15 protein-coding genes are annotated in these 18,609 nt (G+C 71.3%); 7 read left to right on the plus strand and 8 right to left on the minus strand.

What is annotated here, in order from left to right; all coding sequences use genetic code 11:
- Positions 1-106: 106 nt before the first annotated feature.
- From AP234_RS24990 to AP234_RS25010, 5 genes are read right to left on the minus strand one after another with little or no spacing between them, the layout of a single operon-like run.
- Positions 107-1,108 (minus strand): proline racemase family protein, encoded by a 1,002-nt coding sequence (locus tag AP234_RS24990; RefSeq protein WP_055482158.1) that lies wholly within the window; start codon positions 1,106-1,108, stop codon positions 107-109.
- A 36-nt stretch (positions 1,109-1,144) separates the two neighbouring features.
- Entirely contained in the window at positions 1,145-2,041 is an 897-nt protein-coding gene (locus AP234_RS24995; RefSeq protein ID WP_055482159.1) for a dihydrodipicolinate synthase family protein, read from the minus strand.
- A complete protein-coding gene (locus AP234_RS25000; RefSeq protein ID WP_055482160.1) occupies positions 2,028-3,428 on the minus strand; it encodes an FAD-dependent oxidoreductase in 1,401 nt (466 codons plus the stop codon). The genes AP234_RS24995 and AP234_RS25000 overlap by 14 nt, the downstream gene beginning before the upstream one ends.
- Complete coding sequence (locus AP234_RS25005; protein WP_055482161.1) at positions 3,425-3,679, minus strand: (2Fe-2S)-binding protein; 255 nt, start codon at positions 3,677-3,679, stop codon at positions 3,425-3,427. Before AP234_RS25005 ends, AP234_RS25000 begins: the two co-directional genes overlap by 4 nt.
- Positions 3,676-4,884 (minus strand): NAD(P)/FAD-dependent oxidoreductase, encoded by a 1,209-nt coding sequence (locus AP234_RS25010; RefSeq protein WP_055482162.1) that lies wholly within the window; start codon positions 4,882-4,884, stop codon positions 3,676-3,678. The genes AP234_RS25005 and AP234_RS25010 overlap by 4 nt, the downstream gene beginning before the upstream one ends.
- A gap of 112 nt (positions 4,885-4,996) precedes the next feature.
- Here AP234_RS25010 and AP234_RS25015 point away from each other — a divergent pair, with 112 nt between their 5' ends.
- The gene (locus AP234_RS25015; protein WP_235558362.1) at positions 4,997-5,998 is read left to right on the plus strand and encodes a COX15/CtaA family protein; all 1,002 of its coding nucleotides are present in this window, start codon (positions 4,997-4,999) and stop codon (positions 5,996-5,998) included.
- Between the two features lie 547 nt (positions 5,999-6,545).
- On the opposite strand, the gene AP234_RS25020 is transcribed toward AP234_RS25015, so the two are convergent.
- The 3 genes from AP234_RS25020 to AP234_RS25030 all read right to left on the minus strand — a co-directional run bounded on the left by AP234_RS25020 (position 6,546) and on the right by AP234_RS25030 (position 10,096).
- Complete coding sequence (locus tag AP234_RS25020; RefSeq protein ID WP_200926695.1) at positions 6,546-7,628, minus strand: lytic polysaccharide monooxygenase; 1,083 nt, start codon at positions 7,626-7,628, stop codon at positions 6,546-6,548.
- A 167-nt stretch (positions 7,629-7,795) separates the two neighbouring features.
- The gene (locus tag AP234_RS25025; protein WP_055482164.1) at positions 7,796-9,058 is read right to left on the minus strand and encodes a PrsW family intramembrane metalloprotease; all 1,263 of its coding nucleotides are present in this window, start codon (positions 9,056-9,058) and stop codon (positions 7,796-7,798) included.
- 84 nt (positions 9,059-9,142) lie between these two features.
- Positions 9,143-10,096, minus strand: coding sequence for a heme o synthase (locus AP234_RS25030; RefSeq protein WP_431999110.1), 954 nt, complete (start codon positions 10,094-10,096; stop codon positions 9,143-9,145).
- Positions 10,097-10,447: 351 nt separating this feature from the next.
- Here AP234_RS25030 and tkt point away from each other — a divergent pair, with 351 nt between their 5' ends.
- From tkt to pgl, 6 genes are read left to right on the plus strand one after another with little or no spacing between them, the layout of a single operon-like run.
- Complete coding sequence (gene tkt, locus AP234_RS25035) at positions 10,448-12,484, plus strand: transketolase (RefSeq protein WP_235558366.1); 2,037 nt, start codon at positions 10,448-10,450, stop codon at positions 12,482-12,484.
- Positions 12,485-12,493: 9 nt separating this feature from the next.
- A complete protein-coding gene (tal, locus tag AP234_RS25040) occupies positions 12,494-13,597 on the plus strand; it encodes a transaldolase (protein WP_055482166.1) in 1,104 nt (367 codons plus the stop codon).
- A gap of 6 nt (positions 13,598-13,603) precedes the next feature.
- A complete protein-coding gene (locus AP234_RS25045; RefSeq protein ID WP_055482167.1) occupies positions 13,604-15,229 on the plus strand; it encodes a glucose-6-phosphate isomerase in 1,626 nt (541 codons plus the stop codon).
- The gene (zwf, locus tag AP234_RS25050; RefSeq protein WP_083502405.1) at positions 15,226-16,872 is read left to right on the plus strand and encodes a glucose-6-phosphate dehydrogenase; all 1,647 of its coding nucleotides are present in this window, start codon (positions 15,226-15,228) and stop codon (positions 16,870-16,872) included. Before AP234_RS25045 ends, zwf begins: the two co-directional genes overlap by 4 nt.
- On the plus strand, positions 16,869-17,789 hold the full coding sequence (locus AP234_RS25055; protein ID WP_055482168.1) for a glucose-6-phosphate dehydrogenase assembly protein OpcA: 921 nt from the start codon (positions 16,869-16,871) through the stop codon (positions 17,787-17,789). The genes zwf and AP234_RS25055 overlap by 4 nt, the downstream gene beginning before the upstream one ends.
- Positions 17,790-17,808: 19 nt before the next feature.
- Positions 17,809-18,585: a 6-phosphogluconolactonase gene (gene pgl / locus AP234_RS25060; protein ID WP_055482169.1), complete on the plus strand. Its 777-nt coding sequence runs from the start codon at positions 17,809-17,811 to the stop codon at positions 18,583-18,585.
- The last annotated feature ends 24 nt before the right edge of the window (positions 18,586-18,609 follow it).

Genomic DNA, 18,609 nt, shown 5'->3' on the forward strand with positions numbered 1-18,609 from the left:
GCACCCTGAGCACGGGGTATCGCACCGCGGCCTCGTCACCTCGGCACCTCGGCACGCCGACGCGATTCGGTTCTCGACTCGGTTCTCGACTCGGTTTTTGACTCGGTTACAGCAGGAACCCCGCGGGGAAGGGGTCGCGCGGATCGAGGAAGTACTGTGCCGTGCCGGTCACCCAGGCGCGCCCGGTGATCGTCGGAATCACCGCGGAGTAGCCTCCGGCGGTCGTCTCCGCCACCAGCCGGCCGACGAACCGGGTGCCGATGAACGACTCGTTGACGAAGTCGGCGTCCAGCGGCAGCTCGCCCCGCGCGTGCAGCTGCGCCATCCGCGCGCTCGTCCCCGTGCCGCAGGGCGAACGGTCGAACCAGCCCGGATGGATCGCCATCGCGTGCCGCGAATGCCGGGCGTCCGATCCGGGAGCGACGAACTGGACGTGATGACAGCCGCGTATCCCCGGATCCTCGGGATGCGCCGGCTCGTCGTGCTCGTTGATCGCGGCCATCACGGCGAGCCCCGCGTCGAGGATCTCCTGCTTCCGCGACCGGTCGAACGGCAGTCCCACGGACTCGATCGGCACGATCGCGTAGAAGTTGCCGCCGTAGGCGAGGTCGTAGCCGATCTCCCCGAGACCGGGCACCTTCACGGTGCGGTCCAGCGCGACGCTGAACGACGGCACGTTGGTGATGGTCACCGACACGGCGGCGCCGTCCACCACCCGCACCTCGGCGGTGACCAGGCCCGCCGGGGTGTCCAGCCGGATCACGGTCACCGGCTCGGTCACCTCGACCATTCCCGTCTCCACGAGCACGGTGGCGACGCCGATGGTGCCGTGGCCGCACATCGGCAGACAGCCCGACACCTCGATGTAGAGCACACCGAAGTCGGCGTCCGGCCGGGTGGGCGGCTGCAGGATCGCCCCGCTCATCGCCGAGTGGCCGCGTGGCTCGTACATGAGCAGCGTGCGCACATGGTCGAGGTTCGCCATGAAGTGCTCCCTGCGCTCCGCCATCGTCGCGCCCGGGATCACTCCCACTCCACCGGTGATCACCCGCGTGGGCATGCCCTCGGTGTGGGAGTCCACCGCGTGGAAGACCCGCTTCGTCCTCATCTAACGCAGCCCCTCCGTCCAGTGCGGCCGCGCCATCTAACGCAGCCCTTCCGCGAGCGCCTTCTCGGTGGCGGAGCGTACGGCCGCCGCCTGCTCGTCGGTCAGCGGCTGCCTGGGCGGGCGGCACGGGCCGCCCCTGCGGCCGGCGATGTCCATCGACAGCTTGATCGCCTGGACGAACTCGGTCTTGGAGTCCCAGCGCAGCAGTGTGTGCAGGGTCCGGTACAACGGCAGCGCGGTCGGCAGATCACCGGAGACGGCGGCGCGGTAGAGCGCGACGGTCGTCGCGGGCAGCGCGTTGGAATAGCCGGCGACCCAGCCGACCGCCCCGGCGAGGGCCACCTCCAGCACCACGTCGTCTGAGCCGACCAGCACGTCCAGCCCGGGGGCCAGCTCGGCGATCTCATAGGCCCGGCGCACGTCCCCGGTGAACTCCTTCACCGCCACGATGAGGCCTTCGGCGTGCAGCCGCGCGAGCAGCCTGGGCGTCAGATCCACCTTGGTGTCGAGCGGGTTGTTGTAGGCCACGACGGGCAGGCCGGCCGCCGCCACCTCGCGGTAGTGCGCCACGACCGCCCGCTCGTCGGCCCGGTAGGCGTTCGGCGGCAGCAGCATGACCGCGCCGCAGCCCGCCGCACCGGCCTGCTCGGCCCAACGGCGCGCCTCCAGCGCCCCGTAGGCGGCGATGCCCGGCATGACCCGGTCGCCGCCGACGGCCGCCACAGCGGTCTTCACGACCCGGGAACGCTCCTCGGGCGTCAGCGTCTGGTACTCCCCGAGGGAGCCGTTGGGCACCACGCCGTCGCAGCCGCTGTCGACCAGCCAGCGGCAGTGCTCGCCGTACGCATCGTGATCGACGGCGAGGTCTCCGTCGTGCAGGGGCAGCGCGGTGGCCACCATGACTCCGCGCCAGGGTTTCTCACGTGTCGTCATCCGGTGTCCTTTCATCCATCTCGGCGAGGTCGCCGAGGCGTACGGGCTGGGCGATCGGCCGCCGGAGCGGCGCCGGGCCGGCTCCGGCGAGGCGGGCCACGGCCTCGCCGCAGATCCGTCCCTGGCACCGGCCCATGCCGGGCCGGGCCAGTAGCTTGATGGAGCGCGCGTCGGTGGCGCCCAGGTCACGGGCCTCCTTGAGCCGGCCGTACGGCACCTCCTCGCAGCGGCAGACGAGCGTGTCGTCGCGCAGCCACGACATCCAGCCGTCCCGGACCGGGTGGGCGCGCAGCAGCGCACGTGCGAAACCGGCCAGGCGCAGCCGCCTGACCCGCACCCGGATGTCCATCGAGGCTCCGGCAGCGGGCATGTCCATGGTGTCGGCCACCACGGCCCGGCCCGCGATCACTCCTTCGATCTCGGCCAGGTCGGCGCCGCCCACTCCGGTGGTCTCCCCCGCCGCGTACACACCCGCGACGCTGGTCCGCATCCGCCGGTCCACCCGCACGACGGGGCCGCCGACGGCGTCCGCCGCCATCGCGCAGCCGAGCTGGGCCGGGAGGTCGAGCTGGGGTGTGAAGCCATAGCCCACCGCGAGCGTGTCGCACTCCACCGTCTCGTGGCCGCCGGGGCGGGGGCGCCAGTGCGCGTCCACCTTCGCCACGGTCACGTGGGTGAGCCCGCCGCCGTCGCCATGCGCCGCCACCACCGCCCGGCCCCCCTTGTACGGCACGCGGTGCCGGAGCAGGCGACAGCCGTACCCGAGGGCCTCGACGGCCTTGCCCGGCCTGACCAGGGCCTGCGGAGCGAGCGCGAGGCGGCCGCCCGCCTCGAAGACCCCGGCGACCGTCGTACCGGCGGCCGCGAGCGAGGCGGCGACCGGCAGCAGGAAAGGCCCGGTCCCGGCGACCACGACACGGCGACCGGCGACGACCAGGTCGCCCTTGAGCAGCGCCTGGACACCCCCGGCCGTCATGACGCCCGGCAGGTCCCAGCCGGGGAACGGCAGCACGCGGTCGTAGGCGCCGGTGGCGATCAGCAGCCGTGTGGCCACGATCGTGCGGGCCCGCTCCTCGCGGCCGGTCAGGCAGTGTACGGCGAAGCCGGCGCCGTCCGGCCCAGGCTCGACGGTCCAGACGCGGTGCCCGAGCAGGACGCGGGCGTCGCCGAGCGCGTCGCGCAGCCGTGCCAGCATGGCGGCGGGCGCCCCCCGCGGCGGCGGGTCCGGTCGCGCCGGCCGCCGGAGGTACTGGCCGCCGATGCGCGGTCCGGCGTCCAGCAGCGCCACCCGCAGCCCGGCGCGTGCCGCCACCCCGGCCGCCGCCAGGCCCGCGGGTCCGGCCCCCACCACCGCCAGGTCGTACGGCTCCGCGTCGTGATCGGTCAAGAGGTCGTCACCTCGTCTCCCGGGTGGGCCTCGGTCAGACAGGCACGCAGGTTCGCCGTGCCGTTGACGGTGATGAGGCAGTCGAAGCAGACCCCGATGCCGCAGAACAGGCCGCGTGGCCGGCCGCCGAACCTGGTCGTGCGCCAGGTGCGGATGCCCGCCGCGTGCAGCGCCGCGCCGAGGGTCTGGCCCGGCTCCACGGGCACGGGCCGCCCGTCGACCAGGATCTCGAACCCCTGCGCGCCGCTCATGCGGCCGCCTCGGCGAAACGATCGGGACGGAAGGGCGTGAGATCGAGTTCCGGCGTCGCGCCGGTGAGGAGCCGGCTGATCAAAAGCCCGGTCGCCGGGGCGAGACCGATGCCCGCGCCCTCGTGACCGCAGGCGTGGTAGAGCCCGGGAACCCGGGGGTCCGCGCCGATCACGGGCAGATGGTCGGGACAGTAGGGCCGGAATCCGCAGTAGGCGCGGATCGCCCGCACCTCGGCGAGCGCGGGGAACAGCGCGACCGCCTGCCGAGCCAGCCGCGCGAGGACGGGCAGGGAGACGGTGCGGTCGAAGCCGACGCGCTCGCGGCTGGCCCCGATGAGCACGGTGCCGGCCCGGGTGGCCTCCACCACGGCCGACGTCTCCAGTCCCGCGGCTTCGCTGGCCACGCCGGCCACGTACGCCGCCGTGTAGACCTTGTGCCGGACCAACCCGCCGTACGCCGGATCGAGCGGCTCGGTGACCAGGATGAACCCGCGGCGCGGCAGGATCGGCAGCGTCACGCCGGCCAGCGCGGCGATCTCTCCGCCCCAGGTGCCGCCCGCGTTGACCACCGCGCCGGCCGGAATGTCGCCGGCGTCGGTGCGCACGCCGGTCACCCGGCCGCGCTGGACGACGAGGCCGGTGACCTCGGTGCCGGTACGCAACGTGACCCGCGGCCACCGCCGCAGCAGCCGCGCGGCGGCGAGCATCGGCTGCACCTGCGCGTCCTGGGGGTAGAAGACCCCGCCGGCGAAGCCGGGTGCGAGATGCGGCTCGTAGTCCGCCAGCTCGCCGGCGGCGACGGGTCGGGTCTCGACCCCGCTGCTCTCCTGGCGGCCGGCCAGTTCGGTCAGCACGCGTAGCACCCGGTCGTCCTCCGCGACGACCAGGCCGCCCTTGGGCTCGTACTCGAAATCGCCGAACCCGGCGTGCCCTTCCGATCTTCTCCCCTCTTTCGTCTCTCCGGATTCTTCGGATTCTTCGGATTCTTCGGCGAGCCGGTGCCAGAGACGGCCGGACAGCAGGGCGAGATCGAGTTCCGGGCCGGGCTCCTTGTCGGAGACGAGGACGTTGCCCTCGCCCGCTCCCGTGGTGCCGGCGGCGACCGATCCCCGGTCGACGACGGTGACGCTCAGACCCTCACGTGCCGCGTAGTAGGCGCAGGAGGCGCCGACGATCCCGGCACCGATCACCACGATATCCGGCATCAGGGATCATCCCCTTTCCGGGCAGTAATATGTCACATGCCATTGGTCGTAGCAATGCCCTCGGCAGCGGGCCGGAGGCGGGACCACCCCCCACGCCGCCTACCATTTCAGCGTGACCAGCCTTTCCATCCAGATCCGTGATCGCGTCACCGGATTCCACCGGTCGTACTGGCGGCCCAGCACCGTCACCTTCCGGCGGTGGGCGCTCGCGAGCGTCGTCGTCAACGCGGGCATCACGGTCACAGGAGCCGGAGTCCGCGTCTCGAAGTCGGGGCTCGGCTGCCCCACCTGGCCGAAGTGCACGCCGGACAGCTTCATCCCGGCACAGCACGACTCGCATTCCCCGTTCAACATGGCGATCGAGTTCGGCAACCGGCTGATCACCTTCCTGGTCCTCGCCGTGGGCGTCGCCTGCCTCGTCGCCGCGATGCGGCTGATCAGAACGGGCGGCGCCCGGGGCCGTCGCGATCTGGTCCTGCTCGCCGCGCTGCAGCCGATCGGCGTGCTCGCCCAGGCGCTGTGGGGCGGTCTCGTGGTGCGGACCATGCTCAACCCGTTCACGGTGAGCGTCCACTTCCTGCTGTCCATCGCCATGATCTGGGCGGCGTACGCGATGTTCGCCCGCGCCGGGGAGGGCGACGAGCCGCCGCGGCCGCTCGTCCACCGGCACATCCGCACACTCGGCTTCGTCCTGGTCGCCGCGGTCGGCGCGCTGCTCGTGGCCGGTGTCGTGGTCACCGGCACGGGCCCGCACTCGGGCGACGCCGCCGCCTCGCGGTTCGACTTCGACATCCGGGACGTGACGCAGCTGCACGCCGACATCGTCTGGATCGTGGTCGGGCTCACGTTCGCGCTGCTCTTCGCGCTCCACCTGACCGATTCCCCGACCCGGGCCCGGCGTGCCGTCCTGGTGCTGTTCGCCGTCGAGCTGGCCCAGGGCGTGATCGGTTACACGCAGTATTTCCTGGCCATCCCGGCCGGCCTCGTCCTGCTGCACGTGCTCGGCTCGACACTGGTGTGGATCTTCGCGCTGCGCGTGGTGTTCGCGATGCGCAGCCGCGATCCGGTCCCCGCCGGGTCAGAGCCCCTCGAACCCGCCACCCCCCTCCCGTGATCTTGCGAATACTCGCAGGCCATCCTCTTGACCTGCACGAATTGATCCCGTGATCTTGCAGAAACTCGCAGGCAAGCCATCTGACGTGCACCGACGCGTTTGGTGATCTTGCAGTTGTCGCCGAAGTGCAAGATCGAGAACCCCGTTTTGGCTGTTCACCGGCCAGGTGTGCGAGAAACTGCAAGATCACGGACGGGAAATGCCTGCTCCCGGCCCCGACTGCGAGAATTCGCAAGATCACGGCCTTGGGAGGGGCCTTGGGAGGGGTGGGGGCAGGAAAGTTTCATCTGCCCTGCTGCGCTGACCAGCGGAAACCGTGCTGGACGGAGGGGCGGCGCCCCGCTTTCTGGCCTGCCCGCCACCCGCGAGTTAAGGTCCCACCACCTGAGCGCCTTTCCCGCGATGGGAGCGCTCCCACATGGGAGGTGAGGCCCACAGCACGGTGGCACCGCATCGCACGCATCACGTATGAGGCGGAACCTCCTTCCGCCCACCGCACGCACGACGCCCGGGGAGGCCGGTGAAACGGTCTCCCCGGGCGTGTTTCTCATCCGCAGGAGACGTCGGTGAACGCCGGCGTGCTCGTCGAGCTGGCCAGGAATCCGGCCGTCGCCGAGGCGCCGGGCGCCAGGTTCGCGTTCCACGACGGCGCGTGGATCATCGCCGACGGCCCGTTCTGCATGGACGTGCCGTTCCAGGCCTGCGTGATCGTCGCCATCGGCGTCATCATCCACTGGACGTACCAGTCGACCAGCGGAGCCGATCCGGTGTTCTTGATCGTCACCTCGGCCTGGAAACCGCCCTGCCAGGAGTTGGTCACCTTCACCGTGGCCGTGCACGACGTCGGGGCGATCGTCGGCGAAGAGCTCGGCGACGGCGTCGGGGTGGGGGTCGGGGTGGGGGTCGGGGTGGGGGTCGGGGTGGGCGACGGGCTGGGCGAGGCCATGTCCCTGAGGAAGTTCACGTCGGAACAGCCGTAGAACGTCTCCTGGCTGTCGGAGCGGTACCAGACGGCGTAGATGATGTGGTGTCCGCTCTTGTTGGGCAGCGTGCCGGAGAAGCGGTAGGCGCCGTTGCTCACCGCCGGTTCCGGGTCGACGGTCAGGAACGGCTGCTCCTCCATGTCCGCCCAGGTCAGCGGCTTCGTCGGGTTATAGCCGTCCTTGGTGACGTACAGCTTGAAGCCGCCCGGATGCGGCACCCACGCCCCGTAGACGAAGTCGTACGTGCTGTTGGCCTTCAGTGTGGTCGTCGGCCAGTCGGTGCGCGGCTCGTCGTACGCCGCGTACTTGGGGTTGCCGCCGCTGCAGAGCTGCCCGTCGGGGATGAAGCCCCTGGTACGGCCACCGCCGTCGGAGCGGAGGACTCCGTACCAGTCGTAGAGCGGCTGCGTGCCGCCGGTGGCGACCGCCTGCTTGCACGCGGGGTTGTTCGGGATGATCTGGCCTCCGGTCAGGCCGTCCTCATAGCAGGCGTAGGTGCGGCTGGCCGGGGCCTGCAGCGCCCCGTGCGCCTCGGCCGCCTGCTGAGTCATGATCGCGATGCCGCCGGCGAGCGCCACGGTGATCGCGGTCATCACGGCGAACTTGCGCCCGGACTTCACGGCTGCCAAAGATCTCAGGGATCTCAAGGGGGGTTCTCCTCATGATGGCGGGCACGGCCCGAGACCGTGCCGTTACCGGCTGCCGTATGAGAACCGCGTGCGGCAGCGCCGCACGTCCTCCTGTCGCCCACCATCGGTGGCCACCGCGCACCATGATTCAAACACGGAAGGGCGCACGCGGCAAAGCCCGCCGGTCAGACGTCGGGCGGCGGCTCCTGTCCCGGAGGGTGCGGCGCCCGGCCGGGAGGCGGCGGCGGAGGGCTCCACCGGTTCGTCGTTCCGTAGCCCGAGGCGTACCCCGGGGGCGGCACGCCCCGCGCCGCGCCGGGGCGGTGCCGGTCCGGGAGCGGAAACGACATGCGGGCGTAGGCCATCAGGTCCACCAGCGACCGCTGCGCGGCCCGGAATGCGGGCTCTTCCACCCCGCCGCGCGCGGCACGCGCGTGCAGCAGCCCCAGCTCGGTGGCGGCGAGCTGGTAGTCGGTCATCGCCCGGACTCCGGCCCGGCCGCCGTGTGCCTTGGCCCACAGGCGGGCCTGCCGCCGCCCCTTCAGGGAGGAGAGCATGAAGATGTCCGCCTGATTGATCAGGCCGTGGGCCTCGTACGGCGGCAGATAGTGGTTGATCAGCCCGACGATCCGCCTCCGGTCCCGGAAGACCACGATCAGTTCGATGATCAGCAGGATCATCAGCAGCAGGTAGGCGATGGCCAGCCCGCCGAGACCGCCGAACAGGGCGAAGCCGTTCCAGATGCCATGCATGATCATGGCCCCGATCCAGCCGGCGACGATCACCGCGACGCCGCTCGCGCTCCGCCGCTGGGCGGCGGCGTACGCGACCGAGATGCCGATCAGCGACGTGAACAGCGGATGGGCGAACGGCGACAGCACCCCGCGCACCACGACGGTGGCGGCCAGCACCTCCGGGCCGTTCTCGCTCAGTGCGGTGATGTAGTAGCTGACGTTCTCCGACATGGCGAACCCGAGGCCGACCATGCTCGCGTAGATGATCCCGTCGGTCGGCCCGTCCAGCTCCTGGCGGCGGAACCACAGCAGCCCGAGCAGCACGATCCCCTTCATCGTCTCCTCGACCGGGGGCGCCCCGAACGTGGCCACCAGATCGTGCGCGCCCTGCCCCAGCCAGCGCTGCAGCCACAGCAGGTTGAGCGAGTTGAGCAGGCCAGCCACGAGGACGGCGACGCCGGCCCCCCACGCGAAGGCGAAGATCAGGTTGGTCCGCGGCTCCGGCTCCATCCGGTCCAGCGCCAGCACCCCGGCGAGCAGCAGCGGAACCGGCGCCACGGCCAGCACGAGCGCGATGGAGAACTGGACCGGGTCGCCGTCGAGCACGTCGAACGAGAACGACACCAACGCGCACAGCCCGGCGACGACCAGACCGCTGATGAGGCCCATCGAGGGCCGCTCCTTCAGCACCGCACGCGGATCGAGGCTCGCCATGTCGCGAATGTAACCGACCGCCCACGTCCTGTCCTCCCGCTCGGAGATCCTTCGCGGGAGGGGACCGGGCTCACCTGGCCGGCATCAGGCGACCAGGGAGTCGACGGCGACGGTGAGGAAGAGGATCGCGAGATAGACGTTCGACCAGTGGAAGAACCGCATCGGCCGCAGGTCGATCCCCGTCTTTCCGGCGTTGAGCCGGGCGAGCATCGCGTACACCTCGGCCAGGCACACCGCGCCGAGGACGGCGGCGACCACGGGGTAGAGCAGCGAGGTGCCGGCGACCGGCCACAGCAGCAGCGAGCACAGCACGGTCGCCCAGGTGTAGGCGAGGACCTGGTGCAGGACCCGCCGCTCCGTGGTGACCACGGGCAGCATGGGCACCTCGGCCGAGGCGTAGTCCTCGCGGTAGCGCATGGCGAGGGTCCAGGTGTGCGGCGGCGTCCAGAAGAAGACCACTCCGAACAGCACCACGGGCGCCCACGACACGCCGCCGGTGATCCCGGCCCAGCCGATCAGCACGGGCATGCAGCCGGCGATCCCGCCCCACACGATGTTCTGCGCGGTCCGCCGCTTCAGCACCATCGAGTAGACGAGCACGTAGAACAGGATCGCGGCCAGCGACAGGGCGGCGGCGAGCACGTTGACCGACAGTGCGAGGCCGATCGTGGAAAGCGTGCCCAAAATCACACCGAAGACCAGCGCGCCGCGAGGCGAGACCTCGTGCTTGGGCAGCGGCCGGCGGCGGGTGCGCCGCATCGTCTGGTCGATGTCCCGGTCGATGTAGCAGTTCAGGACGTTCGCACTGCCCGCCGAGAGGGTGCCGAAGAGCATGGTCGCGATGGCCGTCCACGCATCGGGCAGGCCTCGTGCCGCGAGGAACATCGTCGGCAGTGTCGTGATCAGCAGCAGCTCGATGATCCGCGGCTTGGTGAGCGCCACGTAGGCCTTCACGAGCCCCCCGACGGAGCGGGGAGCCGCGGCCGACGCGGCGGACCCGAAGGGGGTCATCGTCTGCTTGTTCGTGAGCACCGTCAAGGCGCTTCCAGCAAGGGCGGGGTCAACGCGTAACCTCTGATTGCGACAGGGATCTCCCGGCGCCCCGGCCGGATTTTCATTCCGGCAGGCACACGGCGGGCACTTGCGAAATCACTGTAGTCGCAGGATCCGGTGGTCCATTAATCGGGGCCGGACGCACCGGCCGGGCCGGCGATGTCCACATGGCGAACGGCCTACCAAACGGTACAACCGGGAAACCGTTAGGGTCCGAGGTGGGCGGGAATTGCACAACCGGCGCGATGACTAGAGGGGATCGAGTAGTTGAGCAGCGCAAACCTTGAGTGGAGTGACCTCGATCGGCGGGCGGTCGACGTGGTGCGGGCCCTGGCGATGGATGCGGTCGAGAAGGCGGGCTCGGGACACCCGGGCACCGCGATGAGCCTCGCCCCCGCCGCCTATCTTCTCTTCCAGCGTGTCCTGCGCCACGATCCCTCGGACCCGAAATGGGTGGGACGTGACAGGTTCGTCCTGTCCTGCGGGCACACCAGCCTGACGCTTTACATTCAGCTCTACCTTTCCGGGTACGGCCTCACCCTCGACGACATCAAGGCCCTGCGTCAGTGGGGCAGCCTCACCCCCGGCCATCCCGAGTACGGCCACACGGCGGGTGTGGAGACGACCACCGGCCCGCTGGGTCAGGGCCTGGGCAACGCCGTCGGGATGGCCATGGCCGCCCGCCGCGAGCGCGGCCTGTTCGACCCCGACGCCGAGCCGGGCACCTCTCCGTTCGACCACATGATCTGGTGCTTCGCCTCCGAGGGCGACATCGAGGAGGGCATCAGCCACGAGGTCAGCGCGATCGCCGGGCACCAGAGGCTCGGCAACCTCGTCGTCGTCTTCGACTCCAACGAGATCTCGATCGAGGACGACACCCGGATCGCCCTGTCGGAGGACATCGCCAAGCGCTACGAGGCGTACGGCTGGCAGGTCCTGGAGGTCGACTGGACCGGCGGCGGCGAGCACTACCACGAGGACGTCCGGGCGCTGTACGAGGCGATGGAGGCGGCCCGCGCCGAGACCGAGCGGCCGACGTTCATCAAGCTGCGTACGATCATCGGCTGGCCCGCCCCGAACAAGCAGAACACCGGCAAGATCCACGGCTCGGCGCTCGGCGCCGACGAGGTGGCCGCGACCAAGCAGGTCCTCGGCATGGACCCGTCGAAGCACTTCGACGTCCCCGACGAGGTCCTCGCGCACGCCCGCGAGGTCGTGGCGCGCAACCGGGAGTTCCGCGCCGAGTGGGACAAGAGGTTCACGAGCTGGCGGGCGGCCGACCCCGAGCGCGCCGAGCTGTTCGACCGGATCTCGCGGCACAAGCTGCCCGAGGGCTGGCACAAGGCGCTGCCCTCCTATGAGATCGGGTCGTCGGTCGCCACCCGCAAGGCCTCCGGCGAGGTGCTGAGCGCGCTCGCGCCGGTCCTGCCCGAGCTGTGGGGCGGCTCGGCCGACCTCGCCGACTCCAACAACACGACGATGAAGGGCGAGCCGTCCTTCATCCCCGAGGAGTTCCAGACCCGGGAGTTCCCCGGCAACCGGTACGGCAGGACGCTGCACTTCGGCATCCGCGAGCACGGCATGGGCGCCATCCTGAACGGCATCGCCCTGCACAACGGCACCCGCCCGTACGGCGGCACGTTCCTGGTGTTCAGCGACTACATGCGCCCGTCGGTACGGCTGGCCGCGCTGATGAAGCTCCCGGTGACCTACGTCTGGACGCACGACTCGATCGGCCTCGGCGAGGACGGCCCGACCCACCAGCCGATCGAGCACCTGTGGTCGCTGCGCGCCATCCCCGGCCTCGACGTGGTCCGCCCGGCCGACGCCAACGAGACGGCGGCGGCGTGGAAGGCGATCCTGGAGCACACCGACCGTCCCGCCGGCCTGTGCCTCAGCCGCCAGAACCTGCCGGTGCTGGACGGCACCGGCGACCCCGACTACGTCGCGCGCGGCGGTTACGTGCTGCAGGAGGCGTCCACCTGCCAGCCCGCCGTGGTGATCATCGGGACCGGCAGCGAAGTCCAGCTCGCGGTGGAGGCGCGCAAGATCCTGGAGGCGCAGGGCGTGCCCACCCGCGTGGTGTCGATGCCGTGCGTGGAGTGGTTCAAGGCACAGGAGCCGGCCTACCAGCAGACCGTGCTGCCTCCGTCGGTCCGCGCCCGGGTGGCCGTCGAGGCGGGGGTCGCGCTGGGCTGGCGGGAGTTCGTCGGGGAGGCCGGGGAAGTGCTGAGCCTGGAGCACTTCGGTGCCTCCGCCCCCTACAAGACCGTCTACGAGCAGTTCGGCCTCACCGCCGACCGTGTCGTCGCCGCCGCCAAGGCCAGCCTGGCCAGGACCGGCGCCGACAAGGGCGAGACGACCGGAAACTGAGGGATCAAGATGAGTGAGAATCTGAAGCGCCTTGTCGAGGCCGGAGTCTCCATCTGGCTCGACGACATCAGCCGGGACCGGCTGCGCGGGGGCGGCCTGGCCGCCCTGGTCCGGAGCAAGAACGTGACCGGGGTCACGTCCAACCCGACGATCTTCGCCAACGCCCTCAGCAAGGGCGACGCGTACAACACGCAGCTCCACGACCTCGCGCTGCGCGGCGTGTCGGTCGAGGAGGCCGTGCGGGCCATCACGACCTTCGACATCCGCTGGGCGGCCGACGTGCTGCGGCCGGTCTACGACGCGACCCACGGGGTCGACGGCCGGGTCTCCATCGAGGTCGACCCCCGTCTGGCCCGCAGGACCGAGCCGACGATCGCCGAGGCCCGCGCGCTGTGGTGGCTGGTCGACCGGCCCAACGTGCACATCAAGATCCCGGCGACCGTCGAGGGCCTTCCCGCGATCACGCAGGCCATCTCCGAGGGCATCAGCGTCAACGTCACGCTGATCTTCTCGCTCGAGCGGTACCGCCAGGTCATGGACGCCTGGCTGAGCGGCCTGGAGAAGGCGAAGGCGGCCGGGGTGAGCCTCGCCTCCGTCGAGTCCGTGGCGTCGTTCTTCGTCAGCAGGCTCGACACCGAGATCGACGGCCGACTGGAGAAGCTCGGCACGCCGGAGGCCCTCGGGCTGCGGGGCAAGGCCGGCGTCGCCAACGCCCGCCTCGCCTACGCCGCGTTCGAGGAGGTCATGAACTCGCCGCGCTGGCAGGCCCTGCGCGCGGCGGGCGCCCGCCCGCAGCGGCCGCTGTGGGCCTCGACCGGGGTGAAGAACCCGGACTACCCCGACACCCTCTACGTCGAGCAGCTCGTGACCACCGGGGTCGTCAACACCATGCCGGAGAAGACCCTCGACGCGGCCGCCGATCACGGCAGGATCTCCGGTGACACCGTCCGCCCCTTCTACCAGCAGGCGTGGGACGTCATGGCGTCGCTCAAGGACGCCGGCATCGACTACGACGACGTGGTGCGGGTGCTGGAGGAGGAGGGCGTCGAGAAGTTCGAGACGTCGTGGAACAAACTGCTCGAGACCGTCAAGGCCGAGCTCGGGAAGGCCTGAGGCGACATGACAGTTGAGGTGAACCTCGGCGACGGGGAGCAAGCGGTCGAGGCGGTCAGGAACGAGCTGATCGCCGACGGGGTGCCGGCCGCGCTGGCCGCCGGCGACCCCGGGCTGTGGGGGCCGGAGGCCCGGGCCGAGGCGGAGATCCGGCTCGGCTGGCTGAACCTGCCGCTCACGAGCCGGGAGCTGCTGCCCGAGATCACCAAACTCGTCGAGAAGGCCCACGCCGAGGGCCTGGACAACGTGGTGCTGGCCGGGATGGGCGGGTCCTCGCTCGCCCCGGAGGTCATCTGCGCCACGCAGGACGTGCCGCTGACCGTCCTCGACACGACCGATCCGCATCAGGTGCGGCGGGCGCTGGCCGCCCCGCTGGAGCGGACGCTCGTGGTGGTGTCCAGCAAGAGCGGCGGCACGATCGAGACCGACAGCCACCGCAGGATCTACGAGAAGGCGTTCCGCGACGCCGGGCTCGATCCCACCGAGCACATGGTCATCGTGACCGACCCCGGCTCCCCGCTGGAGCAGGCCGCCATCGAGGCCGGCTATCAGGTCGTCCTGGCCGACCCGAACGTGGGCGGCCGCTACAGCGCGCTCAGCGCGTTCGGCCTGGTGCCGAGCGCGCTGGCCGGTGCCAACGTGGTCAGGCTCCTCGACGAGGCGGCAGCCGTACAGCCGCTGCTGGAAGGCGACGAGGGCAACCCCGGCCTGGACCTCGGCGCACTGCTCGGCGCGCGGGCGCTGGACGGCCGCGACAAGCTGGTCCTGCGCGACGCGATGTCGGATATTTCCGGACTGCCCGACTGGATCGAGCAGCTCATCGCCGAGTCGACCGGCAAAGAGGGCAAGGGCATCCTGCCGGTGGTCGGCGCCGACGCGGCCGAGGCCGACGACCAGTTCGCCGTGTCGATCGGACCGGACGGCGGGACCGCCGTGGACGGCCCGCTCGGCGCGCAGTTCCTCGTCTGGGAGTACGCGACCGCGATCGCGGGCCGGGTCCTCGGCATCAACCCGTTCGACCAGCCGAACGTGGCCGAGTCGAAGGAGAACACCACGGCGATCCTGCGGGAGTCCGGCGACGGGCCGCTGCCCGCCGGGACGCCGATCCTGACCGACGGTCCCGTCGAGGTGTACGGCGAGGTGCCGGGCAACCCGAAGAACCTGGCCGACGTGCTGACCTGGCTGCTGCGGGCGATCCCCGACCGGGGCTATCTGGCGATCATGGCCTATCTCGACCGGGAGGCGGCGTTCGACGCCGCACCGATCGGGGAGTCCTCCTTCGAGGAGATGACCGAGACGTGGGCGGCGGCCGACGTGTCCACGCTCCGGTCGCTGCTGGACTACCGGACCGACCACGCCGTCACGTTCGGGTGGGGGCCGCGCTTCCTCCACTCGACCGGCCAGTATCACAAGGGCGGCCCGGCCGCCGGGGTGTTCCTGCAGATCACCGGGGCCGTCACCGACGACGTCGAGGTGCCGGGCAAGCCGTACACCCTGGGCAGGCTGCAGCTCGCGCAGGCGCTCGGCGACCTGCGGGCGCTGGCCTCGCGGGGCAGGCCCGCCGTCCGACTGCACCTCACCGACCGGGTCGCGGGCGTACGGCACCTGCTCTCGGTGGCGGAGGAGCTATGACAGAACCACAGACGCGGACGGAGGAGGCGGCACCGGCCGCCGCCGTCACGACCGGGGCGGCGGCCGAGACGGTGACGCAGGCGGCGGCCCAGGCCGCGACGCAGTCGACCTCCGAGCAGGTGGCCGCCGTCAACCCGCTGCGCGACCCGCGCGACCGGCGGCTGCCGCGGGTCGCCGAGCCGTGCGTGCTCGTGCTGTTCGGCGTCACCGGCGACCTGGCCAAGCGGAAGCTGCTGCCGGCGATCTACGACCTGGGCAACCGGGGGCTGCTGCCCCCGGGCTTCTCCCTGGTCGGCTTCGCCCGGCGTGACTGGGCGCACGAGGACTTCGCGCAGGTCACCCACGAAGCGGTCAAGGAGTACGCGCGCACGCCGTTCCGCGAAGAGGTCTGGAAGCAGATCAGCGAGGGCATCCACTTCTGCCCCGGCACCTTCGACGACGACGGCGCGTTCGACGTGCTGGCCATGATGCTCAAGGAGATCGACGAGACCCGGGGCACCGGCGGCAACTACGCGTTCTACCTGTCGGTGCCGCCGAAGTACTTCCCGGTGGTGATCGAGCAGCTCAAGCGGACGAACCTCGCGCAGGGCCCGGGCGGGTCCTGGCGGCGGGTCGTCGTGGAGAAGCCCTTCGGGCACGACCTGAAGAGCGCACGCGAGCTGAACGCGCTGACCAACGCGGTGTTCCCGGAGGAGTCGGTCTTCCGGATCGACCACTACCTGGGCAAGGAGACGGTCCAGAACATCCTGGCCCTGCGATTCGCCAACACCCTCTACGAGCCGATCTGGAACCGCCGCTACGTCGACCACATCCAGATCACGATGGCGGAGGACATCGGCATCGGCGGCCGGGCGGGCTACTACGACGGCATCGGCGCCGCCCGCGACGTGATCCAGAACCACCTGCTCCAGCTGCTGGCGCTGGTCGCCATGGAGGACCCGACCTTCTTCGACGCCGACTCGCTGCGCCGCGAGAAGGAGAAGGTGCTGAGCGCGGTCCAGCTGCCCGCCGATCTCGCCACCGGCACCGCACGCGGCCAGTACATCCGCGGCTGGCAGGGCGGCGAACCCGTCGTGGGCTACCTGGAGGAGGACGGCATCCCGGCGGACTCGATCACCGAGACCTACGCCGCCGTCCGCCTCGAGGTCGCCAACCGCCGCTGGGCGGGGGTGCCGTTCTACCTGCGCACCGGCAAGCGGCTCAGCGGCCGGATGACGGAGGTCGCGGTCGTCTTCCAGCGGGCGCCGCATCTGCCGTTCAGCAAGACGGACACGGAGATCCTCGGGCAGAACGCGCTGGTCATCCGGGTCCAGCCGGATGAGGGCATCACGGTGCGCTTCGGCTCGAAGGTGCCGGGCACGGCCATGGAGGTCAGGGACGTCCTCATGGACTTCGCGTACGGCGAGTCGTTCATGGAGTCGTCTCCGGAGGCGTACGAACGGCTGCTCCTCGACGTGCTCATCGGCGATCCGCCGCTGTTCCCGCACCAGCGGGAGGTGGAGCTCTCCTGGATGATCATGGATCCGATCGAGGAGTTCTGGGCGTCGCAGGGCAGGCCGGAGGGCTACCCGGCGGGCACCTGGGGTCCCGCCTCCGCCGACGAGATGCTGGCCAGGGACGGGCGAGCCTGGAGACGACTGTGACGACGTTCAACCTGACCGAGACCACCGCGTCGAAGATCTCCTCGACGCTGACCCGGTTGCGGCACCAGATGGGCGCACCGGCGGTCGGCATGGTGCTGACGCTGGTCGCCGTCGTGGACGAGGCCGGGCAGTACGACGCGGTGCGCGCGGCGACGGACGCCGCCCGCGAGCACCCCTCGCGCATCCTGGTGGTCATCAACCGCAGCCCGAGGGAGCACAACCGGCTCGACGCGGAGATCCGGGTCGGCGAGTCGGCGCCGGGCGAGGTCGTGCTGCTGCGGTTGTACGGCGAGCTGACCGAACACGCGCACTCGGTGATCACCCCGCTGCTGCTCCCGGACACGCCCGTCGTGGCCTGGTGGCCGTGTCAGGGCCCGGCGGTGCCGGCCACCGACCCGATCGGCCGCCTCGCCGGCCGGCGGATCACCGACGCGCAGGCGGCTCGGGACACGGTCGCGGCGATCAGCGGCCGGGCGGACGTGTACGTCCCCGGGGACACCGACATGGCCTGGACCCGGCTGACGCCGTGGCGCAGCCTGCTGGCGGCGGCCTTCGACCAGCCGATCGGGAAGATCGAGCACGGTGTGGTGGAGGGAGCCCCGGGCAACCCCAGCGCGCCGCTGCTGGCGGCCTGGCTGTCGGACCGCCTGGCCGCGCCGATCGGCGTGGCCGACTCCCCCGGGCCCGGCCTCACCGGGGTGCGGCTGGCCATCGAGGGCGGCGGCGAGCTCGTGGTGACCAGGACGGACGCGCGGCTGGCCACGCTGTCGCGGCCCGGTCATCCGGACCGGCGCGTCGCGCTGGCCCGGCGGCCCGCCTCCGAACTGCTCGCCGAGGAGCTGCGGCGGCTCGACCCCGACGAGGTCTACGCCTCGGCCATCCAGCGCCTGGCGCAGCTGACGAAGTCGGCCCGATAGCAGAAAGTCCGGAAAGACCGTGAGCGTACCCACTGTCATCGTCCACCGCGACGCCGAGGTGCTGGCCCAGGCCGTGGCCGCCCGTCTGATCACCCGGCTGGTCGACACCCAGGCCGCGCAGGGGTCGGCCCACCTGGTGCTGACGGGCGGCAGCGTCGGCATCGCGACGCTCGCCGCGGTGGCCGGGACCGCCGCCCGCGACGCGATCGACTGGCGGGCACTCGACATCTGGTGGGGCGACGAGCGCTTCCTGCCCGACGGCGACCCGGAACGGAACGAGACCGGGGCGCGCGCCGCCCTGCTCGACCACGTCGACGTGGATCCGGACCGGGTCCACGTCATGCCGGGCCCCGACTCCGGGATGTCCGCCGAGGAGGCGGCGGAGGCGTACGCGGCCGAGCTCGCCGAGGCGACCAGACCGGGAGACCACGGCGCGGTGCCGTCCTTCGACGTGCTGCTGCTCGGCATGGGACCGGACGCCCACGTCGCCTCGCTGTTCCCCGGCCAGCCGGCCCTCTACGAGGAGGAGCGGTCGGTCGTGGCGGTGCACGGCTCCCCCAAGCCGCCGCCGACCCGGCTGTCGCTGACATTCCCGGCGATCAAGGCCGCCCGGGAGGTGTGGATCGTCGCGGCGGGCGCGGAGAAGGCCCAGGCCGTACATCTGGCGCTGTCGGAGGCCGGGCCGTTCCAGGTGCCGGCCGCCGGGGCGCGCGGGTGGCAGCGCACGCTGTTCCTGCTCGACCGCGCCGCCGCCGCGAAGATCCCTCCGTCCCTCAGCCGCATCGCCTCCCCCTGACCCCGTCGCCGGTCGGCTCGGACG

It is taken from the genome of Sphaerimonospora mesophila, from assembly GCF_001417795.1.
Classification (GTDB): domain Bacteria; phylum Actinomycetota; class Actinomycetes; order Streptosporangiales; family Streptosporangiaceae; genus Sphaerimonospora; species Sphaerimonospora mesophila.